This window comes from Arthrobacter glycogeni, from assembly GCF_054510815.1.
Genome location: NZ_JBTNDV010000001.1, coordinates 427,524 through 439,995 on the forward strand (window position 1 = coordinate 427,524; position 12,472 = coordinate 439,995).

12 protein-coding genes are annotated in these 12,472 nt (G+C 61.1%); 9 read left to right on the forward strand and 3 right to left on the reverse strand.

The annotated features are described in order from the left end of the window. Window positions 1-55: 55 nt before the first annotated feature. From ACX80G_RS01960 to ACX80G_RS02000, 9 genes are all read left to right on the forward strand, one after another. Window positions 56-2,542 carry a phage tail protein gene (locus ACX80G_RS01960; RefSeq protein WP_459305285.1) on the forward strand — a complete coding sequence of 829 codons (2,487 nt, stop codon included), beginning with the start codon at window positions 56-58 and terminating at the stop codon, window positions 2,540-2,542. Beyond that, window positions 2,543-3,361 carry a hypothetical protein gene (locus tag ACX80G_RS01965; protein ID WP_459305286.1) on the forward strand — a complete coding sequence of 273 codons (819 nt, stop codon included), beginning with the start codon at window positions 2,543-2,545 and terminating at the stop codon, window positions 3,359-3,361. It abuts the gene before it with no gap. 1 nt (window position 3,362) lies between these two features. Next, a complete protein-coding gene (locus tag ACX80G_RS01970; protein WP_459305287.1) occupies window positions 3,363-5,639 on the forward strand; it encodes a hypothetical protein in 2,277 nt (758 codons plus the stop codon). Between the two features lie 3 nt (window positions 5,640-5,642). Beyond that, window positions 5,643-7,925 carry a hypothetical protein gene (locus tag ACX80G_RS01975; protein WP_459305288.1) on the forward strand — a complete coding sequence of 761 codons (2,283 nt, stop codon included), beginning with the start codon at window positions 5,643-5,645 and terminating at the stop codon, window positions 7,923-7,925. Between the two features lie 158 nt (window positions 7,926-8,083). Further along, window positions 8,084-8,446, forward strand: a complete 363-nt coding sequence (locus tag ACX80G_RS01980) for a hypothetical protein (RefSeq protein WP_459305289.1) — start codon at window positions 8,084-8,086, stop codon at window positions 8,444-8,446. A gap of 12 nt (window positions 8,447-8,458) precedes the next feature. Further along, window positions 8,459-8,767 (forward strand): hypothetical protein, encoded by a 309-nt coding sequence (locus tag ACX80G_RS01985; RefSeq protein WP_459305290.1) that lies wholly within the window; start codon window positions 8,459-8,461, stop codon window positions 8,765-8,767. 73 nt (window positions 8,768-8,840) lie between these two features. Beyond that, on the forward strand, window positions 8,841-9,761 hold the full coding sequence (locus ACX80G_RS01990; protein ID WP_459305291.1) for an N-acetylmuramoyl-L-alanine amidase: 921 nt from the start codon (window positions 8,841-8,843) through the stop codon (window positions 9,759-9,761). Further along, window positions 9,761-10,072, forward strand: coding sequence for a hypothetical protein (locus ACX80G_RS01995; protein WP_459305292.1), 312 nt, complete (start codon window positions 9,761-9,763; stop codon window positions 10,070-10,072). The genes ACX80G_RS01990 and ACX80G_RS01995 overlap by 1 nt, the downstream gene beginning before the upstream one ends. Window positions 10,073-10,414: 342 nt before the next feature. After that, window positions 10,415-10,699, forward strand: a complete 285-nt coding sequence (locus tag ACX80G_RS02000) for a hypothetical protein (RefSeq protein ID WP_459305293.1) — start codon at window positions 10,415-10,417, stop codon at window positions 10,697-10,699. 339 nt (window positions 10,700-11,038) lie between these two features. On the opposite strand, the gene ACX80G_RS02005 is transcribed toward ACX80G_RS02000, so the two are convergent. The 3 genes from ACX80G_RS02005 to ACX80G_RS02015 are packed head-to-tail and all read right to left on the reverse strand — an operon-like array spanning window position 11,039 to window position 12,272. After that, window positions 11,039-11,479, reverse strand: a complete 441-nt coding sequence (locus ACX80G_RS02005; RefSeq protein WP_459305294.1) for a hypothetical protein — start codon at window positions 11,477-11,479, stop codon at window positions 11,039-11,041. Then, a complete protein-coding gene (locus tag ACX80G_RS02010) occupies window positions 11,476-11,916 on the reverse strand; it encodes a helix-turn-helix domain-containing protein (protein ID WP_459305295.1) in 441 nt (146 codons plus the stop codon). The genes ACX80G_RS02005 and ACX80G_RS02010 overlap by 4 nt, the downstream gene beginning before the upstream one ends. Continuing rightward, entirely contained in the window at window positions 11,895-12,272 is a 378-nt protein-coding gene (locus ACX80G_RS02015) for a hypothetical protein (protein ID WP_459305358.1), read from the reverse strand. Before ACX80G_RS02015 ends, ACX80G_RS02010 begins: the two co-directional genes overlap by 22 nt. Window positions 12,273-12,472 lie beyond the last annotated feature (200 nt).

The following is a 12,472-nucleotide window of genomic DNA, read 5'->3' on the forward strand; positions in this document are numbered from 1 at the left end:
GCGGGTACGTCCGCGAGGTCAAGAAACTCTCAACTAAATAGCTGGAGGTGGATCCGTGGCCGGCTCAAACCTGATCTTCGACATCTTCGGGCGGGATAAGGGAGTCGGTAAGGTCTTTGACGACGTCAAGGGCAAAGCGGATGGACTCAAAGGCGTATTCGGGACGGTGGGTAAGCTGGCCGCCGGCGCTTTCGCCGTCGGCGGCCTGCTCGCCCTGGGCTCGGGCCTGGGCAACTTCGTCAGCGGTGCCCTGACGTCACTCCAGCGCATCGAGACCATCAATACGCAGACCGAAGCCACCATCAAGTCCACGGGTGGCGCAGCCGGAGTATCGGCAAAACAGATCGAAGACCTTGCAGGTTCCCTCGAAGGCCTCACCGCCACGGAAGCGGAAACCATCCAGCAGGGTGCGAACACCCTCCTGACCTTCACCAACATCAAGAACGCTGCCGGCGAAGGCAACGACGTCTTCGATCAGGCAACGGTAGCGCTGACGGATTACTCGCGGGCCATGGGTGTGGACATGCAGGGCGCCGCGATCCAGGTTGGTAAAGCACTTAACGATCCAGTCAAGGGCGTCACAGCCCTGGGCAAGGCCGGAGTCCAGTTCACGGACCAGCAGCGCGACATGATCGCTGCCATGGTCGAGGCAGGGGACACTGCCGGCGCCCAGAAAATCATCCTCGGGGAACTGAACACCCAGTTCGGTGGTTCCGCCGCAGCCTACGCGGGCACGACGGCGGGCAAAATCGAGTTACTCGGTCACGCGTGGGGGACCCTGGGCGAGACCCTGCTCGGCGCTGTCGCCCCGGCGCTGGGCCAATTCGCTGATATAGGCACCGAAGCGATCAAGTGGGTCACCGAATCCCCGGGGATGGCCAGCATGTCTGCCTGGCTCGGCGGCCTGCCTGGTCTGCTGACCGGCGCCGGCGGAGGCCTAGCGTCCATCACTGGGCCCTTCCGTGCCCTGTTCGCTGCCTTCGCCGCCGGCGGGTCAGACATCACCTCATCGGGGGTGGCCGGGGCCTTCGAGGTGATCGGCCTCGGCGCGAGGGCAATCTGGGATGCCATCTCCCCCCTCGTACCAACGCTGCTGGAACTGGTGATGGCGTTCTCGCCACTGGGTATCCTGCTCCAGGCGCTCGCGCCCGTTCTCCCTCAAATAGCTGGCATGGCCGCCATGCTCGCATCCGTGCTCGGGGCCACCTTGCAGCAGGTCCTCATCATGCTGGTCCCTGTCTTTCAGATGGTCGCGGCCGCCATAGTTCAAATGGTGCAGGCTCTACTCCCGATCATTCCTGTCATCCTGCAGCTGGTCAGTGCCCTGCTGCCCCCGCTGATGGCCATGTTCATGCAGTTGGCGACGACCGTGATTCCGCCGCTCGCGAGCATCATCCAGATGCTGGTTCCGGTGTTCCTGATGGTGGTCACCGCGGTGATGTCGTTACTGCAGGCGCTGTTGCCAATCATCCCTGTCATCCTGCAACTAGTTACCGCCCTGTTGCCGCCTTTGATGACCGCGTTTATGCAGCTCGCGCTCGCAGTGATCCCTCCTTTGGCACAGACCCTAGCGATGCTGGTTCCGGTAATTGTCAGCCTCATCAGCATGGCTATCGTTCCCCTGGTCCAGATGCTATCCGTGGTCCTCCCGGCTGTGATAAACGCCCTACTGCCGATCGTGTTGACCGTATTCACCTTCATCGCCGACACCATCCGGAATGCGATGACAATAATCCAGGGCATTATCCAAGTGGTCACAGGGATAATCAGCGGGAACTGGTCACAGGTATGGTCCGGAATCCAGCAAATCGCTGCTGGTATCTGGGCGCAGATCGGCAATATCATCTCGACGGCGATCAACCTGGTCCGGAACGTCATTTCCGGCGGACTCCAAACCGTCCGGGCGATCGTATCCGGGGTCCTCGGATTCATCGGGAGTCTGTTCTCCTCCATCTTCGGGAACGTGACCAGCGCCGCGGGGAACATGATCGGCGACGTCATCGGATTCTTCACCGGCCTGCCGGGCAGAATCAAGGGCGCACTGGCTGGGGCCGGCTCTTGGCTGTTCGGCGCCGGCGCGGACATCGTCCAGGGCTTGATCAACGGCATCAGCTCCTTGGCGGGATCGATCGGCAACGTCTTCCTGAATCTGCTGCCCGGCTGGATTCGGGGCCCGTTCAAGCTGGCACTGGGTATCAACTCACCTTCGAAGGAATTCGCAGGCTACGGCGCGAACATCGGCGAGGGCGTGGTGCAGGGTGTGTCCGGGATGCGGGGCGCTGTCGCTTCTGCCGTCGGGTCGCTGGTCGATGTACCGGACGTAGGGGCCCTGAACCTGGGCGCTTCTGCGGCAGCCGCGTCCGGCCGCCAGGCATCCGTCGGGTCCGGTACTACGGCCCAGCAGCAGGGCGGGACAGCGTCAGATGATCTGAAGGATGCTATCCGCGATGGCCTCGCCGGTGCCCGGTTCTCGCTGATGGTCGACGGTAGGGAGCTTCACACCACCGTGAGGGACCTCGAATTTGCATACGGAGGGCGTTAGATGACGTTGTTCATAGGCCCGATCGGCACCCTTCTGCCTTTGGAAGAGGTGGAGGTAGCAGATATCCCGCAGACGCGTCCTCGCTCTGAGCGGATGACGCTCGATGGGACGATCAACGAGCAGCGCGGCAAGACCTCACGGCGGCAGTGGAACATCGGATTGGGCAGTTCCACTGCTGCGGAACTGGCGACGCTGCAAGCCCTGGAACTGGGTGCTTTCGGCCCGCCGCCGTGGGTGTGGGTTGAACCCTACGCGCAGGTCACCAACCTCCTTTCCCCACAACAGTCGGTGCTGCTGGATGGGTCCTTTCCGACCAGCACGGACGTAAAGCCTGGCGGAGCCGGGATCACAGCGGATGGCATTCCTTTTGGACGGTCTGTGAATATTACGAACGGCGCGGACGTGTTCCTGCACTACCGGCGCTCTACCCCGGATCGACTGGCTGTCAGGCCGAAAATTCCCGTGGTGGGTTCCGTTTATGCCTCAGGGAATGCGTACCTGAAGATTGAGTTTTTCAACGCTGTGGGCACCTTCATCGGCGAGGTTTCCGGTGCAACGGTCCTGGGTAACCTCAGCCGCAGAGTTACAGCCGCGGTGGCGCCCGACGGATCGGCGACAGCTCAACTGCGGGTCTACGGTGCAACCCAGCTGACGCTCCCAGCTTTCACCTGGACCAAAGAAGCAGCCCCTTGGGCTGTTGGCCGGGGCTGCAACAAGGTCTCACTGCTGGGCCTTTCCGAGGCTGTCGAAGCAGCCAGCGTGGACGTCGACGCGTTCCGCCGATCATCGATGAAATTAACGGCAAGGGAGTTGGGATAAGTTGCAGCAGGTTTCGGGGTATCCCACCGACCTTCTCTCTACCGAACCGAATGTAGTCGTCACGCACAACGGCGTGGTCCGGGAAGTGGATGCGGTCAGTCTCACCCGGGAACTTGGTTCCTCACTTCCGGCCCAGGCCTCCGCCGGCTCAAGCATCACTGCCGCGACCGGATCTATCACCTGGTCATTGGCCGAGGACACTCAGGAACGTTCCGACCATCCGTGGAAGACCGGGTCGTTCCCGCCCAAGCCCGGCGACTCGATCGCCATCGACGTCGGATACGGTGACGCCCTCGTCAGGGTCTTCACAGGTTTGATCGATGACACCTCCGGTTCTGTCGCATCTAACGAGATCAAGTCCAAAATTGTGGACGGCATCGATCGGCTGAAAGTGCCCGTCAGCCTTGAAGCGCTACAGGCTGTCATGCCGCCGAACAACAGTGGCGGCGAGTACAGGTACATCGGGATCACCCCTACCTTCTTCACCGACAAGTTCCTTCGAGCTGGCGGCTTCTTTTCCACCCCGGCGCAGGAGAACGCATGCGTGTTCTCCGCGACCCTCATGGGATCCGCTTGGCCGGAACGTGGCAGGGTCCGCGACTCGAGCGCCGCCGACGTCATCGGATCACCCTCGTGGGTGACGGTGCCTTGGGGGCAGGCAGCCTATTCCCTGAACACGAACTACACTCCGGCGTTCTCACCCGCCTATGACGGCAGGCTTAACCAGACCATGCAGATGAGCTTCTGCGTTGACCCTGCCTACTCAGGAGGGGTAGCGAGTGGTTCCTTCACGGTGTGGTGGGCGGCCGACTACGTCCGCGTGAGCATCAGCGCCACGGGTTCCGTTATCGCCGAATCCAGGGCTGCCGGCGTGGTCACCGAAGCGTGCCGACTGGCCATCAACACCTCAACCGTTTTCACTCTGAGGGTTTCTCCCGCGGGTGTCTGGACGTTGCGGTCCGATAACGGCCGCGAGATCACAGGCAATGTGGCCATCTCGATGCAACAGGCCACGACCGCGTTTGACCACATCGAAGTGTTTTCCGGACACCAGGCAAAATATCCTCTCGGCGGTGTCCAGGTCTGCTTCACCTCGGTCTACGTGGCCGTCAACCACGTCCGGAATACATCTCTGACACCGGCTGCCCACCGGTTTAGCCTGAAAGCCTCGCCAGCCATCGAGAGCCGTTCAGCTCTGCAACTACTGAAAGAACAAGCCACGGCCGAATGCGCCGCGATGACCATCGATGAGTGGGGAAACCTGCGGTGGACCAACCGAGACATCCTCACAACCTCACCTCCGGTGACTACTTTCAGGTCCTCGAAGGATCTTCAGGACATCGGATGGGAATCTAGCACCCGACACGTCCGGGCCGAACTGACCGTCACCTATATGGAACCGTTGCCGGATCCGTCGCGGTGGGTGAACAAGTTGGCCTGGCAAGGGCCAAGCGAATCGATGGAGGCATTCCAGACGTCGGAGTATTTCGTCGAACCGCCTGCAGACGTGGACTGGGTGATGCTCGACACGACCTTCACCGAACTCGGTGACGTCGGATCCACATCAGACTTCAATCGCGGCTGGGGGTCCTTCTCCGGGGGCATCATCACCGACGGCACCGCCGAAGCACCCCCAGCGAAAGCGCTATCCGTCGTGGCGACGGTGATCGACACCAGAACGATCAAGATCAAAACCAGCATTGGGGCGCTCCCCGCCGGCAACACCTTCGAATTGCGCACCAGCACCACATCATCGAGTATCTGGCCGAAGTGGCTGAAGCAGAACCTACCAATCCTGCGCTGCGGAGCGATCACCACCTGGCACAAGCGCCGCCTGACCGGAGCCAACACCGGACCGATCACCGCAGCCGCCATCGAACACGACGTCGGCTGGTGGATCCAAGACCCCACAGCTATCCAGACGCTCGCTGACTGGCTTTCATTGGAGCTTTCGAAGCCTAAGCCGGTGATCAGGAGCATGGAAGTGGCTCCAGAGCCACGGCTGCAGCTCGCCGATATCGCCACGGTTGAGGACCAGGCGCTCACAGGGTTGGCCCTGACCTGTCTTGCCGCGGGGATCAGCTTGGACGTGAAAAGCAGCGAGAGCTCCGTCGAGTTCGCCCAGTCACTCATGGTCCGGGTTCTCGATGATTCCGCCGGCGTGACCAACGCCGAAATGGACGAAGCCTATAGGGCCACTACTAACCAATCGTTCGACACCGCATGGGCTCCTGAGGCCAATGCTGTCCTCGATTCCGACCCCTTACGGAAGGCCTGACGCATGGCAAATATGAGATCAGTTGGCAACAATGGTTTGAAGTCCATCACGTCCGCCGAGCTTGTTGACCGGGTCGATGATTGGCTCGAAGCAATCGTCGCGATGGATAACGCGCTCAACGCAGTGAAGTGGGATAAGGGTGTCAACACTGCCGACCTGAACACCATCCAGGCGTCGGGGAGGTGGACGCAAAATGCCACCACCACACCGAACCTACCTCTCGCCGTCTCCGGTGACTTGGTCGTGGCCTGGGGTGCAACCACCGGTGTGCAGCGATACACCACCCGCGAAGCAATGCCACGGGTCTACCTACGCAACTATTCGGCCAGTGTGTGGGGCGCGTGGGACTTCCCTTACGGGCGGGGAGTCACCGAATCCAAGACCTATACCGACCAACGCGACGAGGACTACCGCACCGTGGATCGGGCGTTGTGGCGGTCGGAGGACGACGGGCATCAGGCCGCGGCGGAGGCTGCCGCGAAGGTGCACACGGATGCTCAGGTGCTGTTGGACCGGAACCGTCTGGCACCGCTGGAAGCGGATAAGTGGAACAAAGGGGAAGTCCCTGCCGGGACGAACCTCGATACCTGGTACGCGGCGGCGAATGCCGGGGCGTGGAAGATCAGCTCCGCACCCAGCACCCGGACGATCACCGGTCTCCCGGCTGGGGAAGACGCCCTCGGCTCGTTCGTCGTGGATCCGGGGATCGGGTTCCAGACGTACAAAACCTACGCCACCGGCAAAATCTGGTACCGGGTCCTGATTTCCATCACCTCTAAGGCGTGGTCCGCGTGGAAAGACCTCGCGGTGACCCCGATCCTGAACCGGGGCGGGATCCCGAACAACGCAGCCCTGGAAACCTGGTTCACGGCGGCGTTCGATGGCCGGTGGTCGATCGGGTCCACGACGTCGGCGAACACCATGACGGGCCTACCGATCAGCTCGGCGGGAAACTTCTGGGTCTCGAACGCCGGCGGCAACATCGCCTCGCAGGTCTTCCAGGCCTACACCGGGGCCGGGTATTGGGTCCGCAGCATCACCAGCCTGACCGGCCCGACCTGGTCAGCGTGGAAGAACCTAGCCGCCGACCCGCCAACACCGACGGTCCCCCCGGACTACGCGCTCAGGCATCAGATCAAGGCGCAGTCCGCGAAAGCCCTCTCCGGCGGTGTCCTGGGCACTGGAGGCCTGCCGTTCATTGTGCTGCGCTTCGACGACTGGCACGCCGGGTTCCGGGCCAAGGTCGCCGACGTCCTTCGGGCGAACAACCTGCCCTGCATTATGGCGTGCACGGTGAACAACATTGTGGCCGATTCGACCTACGCGGAAATCCAGTCGTGGCACATCAATGACGGGTTCTCTGTGATCGGGCATTCCTACACTCACGGGCCGGCGTCGACGGAGGCTGAGCTGACCCGCGAAATTGTGGAGTCAGCGGACGTGATGGAAGCGAACATGAACCTCCTCGTCCTGAAGTGGGCGATGCCCGGCACAGGTGCCGCCGTACCGTACGGCGGCTACTACGGGGCGACGGAAGCTGACTTCCACTCGACCATCGCGGGGAAGCTCCTAATGTCCCGCTACGGCATCGTGTACGGGGCACGCGGCGGCCATCTCGCCCCGCAGGGCGGGAACGTCCTCGGGCAGGGCCACGTCACCTACGAAAAATCCACCCTCGAAGCGTTCCAAGGGCTGGTCAACGCGGCGAAGAAAGGCGCCTACAGCCAAGTCATGATGCTCCACCCCGGCCAGCTGGACAACACCGTCGACGGGTACATGACCACGGCGACGTTCACCGCGTGCATGCAATGGCTGGCCGCCGAACGCGACGCCGGCCGGATCATGATCGGAACCGCGAACGCGATCCCCGCACTGACGCCAACCACCACCTACCGGCATAACCTCCTCCCCGGGCCGTTCACTACCCTCGATGGGTGGTTCGGTACCGGATGGACGGCTGCCGGCGGGATCGCCACATCCCCGGCGAGCACGGCGGCGCTGTCCACGAACGGCCGGTGGGACGCGTCGAAGTCACTGCAGGGAGGGACCAGGGAAACCCATGTCGTGGTCCGATCTGCCACCACGAACAGTGTGAAGGTCCGCCTCGCCGGTGGAACGATCATCGCCACGGAGAAAACCTTCACCATCCCCGGCGACGGGGCGTGGCATGACCTGCGGAAGTTCTTCACCATTCCCGCGTCCGGGCTCAACGGCGTCGACATCTTCATCAACTCCACCAGCGGAGTCACCTTCGAAATGCGCGAAGCCAACATGTGGGCAGCTTGAGCAGAGCTGTCCCCTTACCCATATCGAAAGGAGTTACGGGTGTGAAATTTCATTCCAGAGAGAAGGCAATACCTGTCCCGCCGGGTGCTGTGAGAGCGTCATCGTCCACTATCAGGTGGTACGGGCGGATCTGGCACCGCCTCGAGGAACCGGCTGCAATGACCGCAGTACAAATCCTTACCTTCCTGGCGGCCAGCGCTGCCGGTGTGACGGCCGTATTGGGCGGCTTCCCCTACTTCCTGCAGATGGCGATCGGCCAGTTGGCGGTCGGGGTCGGCGCGATCCTCGCTATCGGCGGGCTAATCGGTGCAGCATCCTGTCTTCGTGGGATTTGGTGGCTTGAACGGGTTGCTCTGCTCCTGGTCGGTCTCGGTTGGGCGCTGTTCGTCCCTTCGCTGATGTATGTTCCTCTACGGATGCCGCTCAAAGTATTCCTGCTCCTGCTCGTGTTCATCGCACTATTCGACATTTTCAAACGGTACCGGCGCATCGACTGGGCCTATCTGGACCCGACCAAGTAACGGAGGTAAGGCGTGACTCCGGAGCTCATTACGGCGCTGCTTGGGACGGGCGGCCTGGCTCTCATCGTTCCGAAGATCATCGACGGTTTGAAGGCGTGGCGGTCCGGCCGTGCTGCTGAAGAAAAGACCAAAAACAAGAGCCTTGTGGAACGGCTCGCGGCAGCAGAATCAAAAGTCGACGCCGAAACCAAACGCGCTGATGGGGAAGCGAAGCGCCGTCGGGCCACCGAGGAGTACGCAGGAGGCCTGCGTGTGCAACTCATCGGGGCGGGCATTCCCGCCGCCGATCTGCCTCCGTGGCCACGCAAACACGCCGACTAATCCCAGGCCCCAATAACAGCCCTGACTCCGATCGGACCAGGGCTTTTCTTATGCCCACTGAAAGGCAGCAAATATGTGGCTAAGTAACCTCGCCGATGGGCTCCGGGCTCACGGCCTCACAGTGGTTGAGATCCCCGGGTGGAAAACCCGCGGGTTCCTCGGCCGGGAGCTCACCGAAGTCCGCGGGACCATGTGGCATCACACCGCAACCAACCGCGCCCGATTCAACGGCAACGACGCACCCACCCTGCAGATGTGCATCGACGGCCGCCCCGATGTGGCGGGCCCGCTCTGCCACGTCGTGTTCGGCAGAACGGGCGTCGTCTACGTCATTGCGGCCGGCCTAGCGAACCATGCCGGCGCAGGCTACTGGTTGCCCCACATCGGTCGGGACGTGGGGAACTATCAGACCGTCGGTATCGAAATGGAATCTTCTGGCATCGCCCCGTGGGATTGGACGGCAGACCAGATCCGCGTCGCCCCCTACCTGGGTAGGGCTTTGCGGCAGATGTACGGTCACACCCTCGACGTCTCTCACCAGGAGTACTCATCCACTGGGAAGATCGACCCGGCCGGCTGGCCCGGCGGTATGGACGGGCTCCGCAACTCCATTCGCAGCACCACAACGCACGGCGACACAATTAAACCAATCAACCCCAAGGAGTGGGACGAAATGGCATCAAAAGAAGAAATCCGGGCCGTAGTCCGCGAGGAACTGAAAGCGAACCGTGTCGAGCAGGCGAAAGCTGTCTGGTCCGGCGCCGGCTCATGGATCAACAATCGCATGAGCAAGAAGAAGGAATACGCCGAGACGGCGCTCGGTTCGATCGAGGACCGCATTAGCAGGCAGCAGGTCATGCCGTTGCGGGCTGAGGTTGCGGCGCTCCGAACCGTGGTTGCTGAAGGCTCGAACCTGACCCCCGAGAAAATCGAAGCGTCCATCGAGAAGGCTCTCGGTAGCTACGAGCTCGAACTCACCAAGAAGGATCAGTAGTGGCTATCACCCAGCAGGAACACCCGTGGCGGGCCACCGCCCGCACCCTCTTCGCCGCTCTCGTCGCCGGGGCGGTACTTGGACCGCCGATCTTCACGGCGATCACCATGGGCAACCCGGAGGGCGCCACCGGTTACGCAGCGATTGCCCTCGGCGTCTGTGGGGCTATCACCCGGATCATGGCCATCCCGGGAGTGAACCACTTCCTCGAACGGTTCCTCCCGTTCCTCGCCGCCGCGCCCAAACACGACGTCGTCCAGGGCGAAGTGGTACCGGACGGCGACGGTGCACACCGCGCCGACCCTGTCTAATCTATCTACTAACCTTGACGCCTCGAGCGCTGGCCCCCACCATCCGTCACGGATGGTGGGGGCCAATTCGTCGTTAACAAAGATCGAATGGATCGAAGAAATTTCTAAGCTTCGGGGCGCATACTGACTTCGGAGGGTCAGCAGTTTGAGTGTGTGTCTGTCCCTTCGAGGGTTCGGTGTTTGACCGCCGGCCCACTGGACGGAGTTGATCGTTCCCCCTAGCGACTCGGCTCCGCCCAGCTTTGCCCTCGATGGGTAAATGTTCCGCGTTCCTGGGGGGACGCGGAACTCGTTTGTCGCTAGAATCCGTAATCCATGCTGCTACGAGGATCGGGGTTTGCCATGAATCAGTCCAGCCGGCTTTTACCGGAAGATCCTTTCCCCGACGACCTTCGCGACCTCGGGAAGAACCAGGTCGAGGTACTGAACAGCCGGGTCCACCGAGAATTGGACGCGGAAATCTTCGAAGCAGACGGCCCGCAGCCTGCGACACAGGACCGTCTTGAAGCCCTCCGGGGAGAGTTGGACCGACGCGACGGAATGAGCCCCCAGGGCAAGGAGTCTGCTCAATCCGAGAGGGGCGGCAGCGTCGAACGACCAGGTGCGATCACTCGTTTCAGCCCCTAGATCCTACCAATCACAGGTGGAGCCGCCGGACCCCGCCGTCGTGCACACCCCAGAGAAATCCCCGCCGGTATGGACTGAGCTGACCTACCCAGACGGCACCACGAGGACAGAGAAAGCCTTCGCCCAAGGATGGACCAAGACGGCAGTCCGCATCCAATGGGTCGAGCACAGCCTCGCACGATACGCCTGGGTGGAACCCGGCCAGGTCCGCCGGCGAATCTTGGCGGGGAGATGACTTCGCGCTGATCAGTGTGCACTCCAAGCACGCAGATGCGCTTAGGTCGCTAGCCAGTCCCTGGCCGGTTGGCTGATAGGGAATCAGCCAACCGCCCACCAAAACTAATCTTCTATCGCCGCCGGGCTCTCTTGAGCGTCGCTAGAGAAGCGCATCGGCTCAATGTCAGCTTCAGGTGGTTCGACGGGCAATTCGGTATCGCTGTCGAACGGCGCAAGTAGAGACCGAGCTAGGGATCTGGCGTGTGTATACAGTGTCTCGAGCGCGTCGGAACTCCGAAGATAATCTTCATATTTTTCATCTAAGAGGACTCTGTCGACTACCCCTGTCTCAACGAAAAGGGCGCCGACCGAAACTGTGAATGAGGCGTCGGCTGTTGCCCCATGGAGCGTCCCGATTATGGCTCGGAAGTCGTCTTCGTCATCGGCTGGTGAATAGGCGCAGCTCCACATTAGGTCGTGCGCTTCGCCGCCATGATCGTGACCCTCAAGGGAGAAAACTTTTGGATCTCCATACATGAATGCTTTCGGGGTTAGTCGGCTCATTGCCGGCCGCTCCTGAGTGCTCCGAGCCGACTGGCCAGCATCTCCGTATTGGAGTGATTGTGTGGCTTCGATCGAGGTTGCCATTCTTGTCCTCGGAGGTCAGGGAAGTACAAATCCCATGGCGTGGGGACAGCAGCGGGCGGCTTGACTGGGGTTTCTGATTGAACTGCGTTCAGTACCAAGCGGAGCCCCATTACGTGCAAGGTTTTTGCAAGATTCCTGACCGTAATGTTTCTTTCGCCCTTAAGTCGAGCTGTAATTTCGCCCCGACGTACGCCTAGCGCGCGCGCTAAATCCGCGCGTGACATTCCACTTGTTTCCAAGCCCTCAGCAATAAGCTCGCTGGCATCAACCATTGCGCTCTCTTCCACATACGCAGCGGTGTATGCGGCGTCCCCCACAGGAAATAACGTGCTCACTGGTGCTCCCCGTTCCATTCCCAGAAAATCGATAATGCTTTTTCTATTTCAGCTGGTACACGGCTGTCTTTGACCTTTGCGGTTCCGTGAGTCGTGTACCAAATGAATGTGTGTTTAACCACGTAGAGCCGATACTTATCGGCTTTCAGTTCGTGAACTTGAGTCCCGCCTCGTCCGGATTGGAGGAAGCGCATGTTCTCAGGGCTTTTTATTGCGTGCTTGTCTCGAAGGCGCTCAAAGTACCTTTGATAGCGAGCTAGGTATCTGCGGTCTAACGACCGCAGGAAGTCTTCCGATGGGCATTCACCTGACCTCCTCACCATGGCAAGAACGACATCACACCCTGGCAACAACTCTCTGGTGTGTTCAGTCATAAATGAACACCATTCCGGGTGTCTTTGTCAACTGTTTGTAGACGGTGCGCGGGTGCGCGCGACCTAATGGCCTTTCTGTCATCTTCCCGATCCCCCGATCGTTTCTCGGTGCTTCTGTGAGCACCGAGTGATCACACACGACACGATACAGGGCAGGTCCAGACGGCATGGCAGCTTTCCGTAATTTGGGGCAGAGCCCT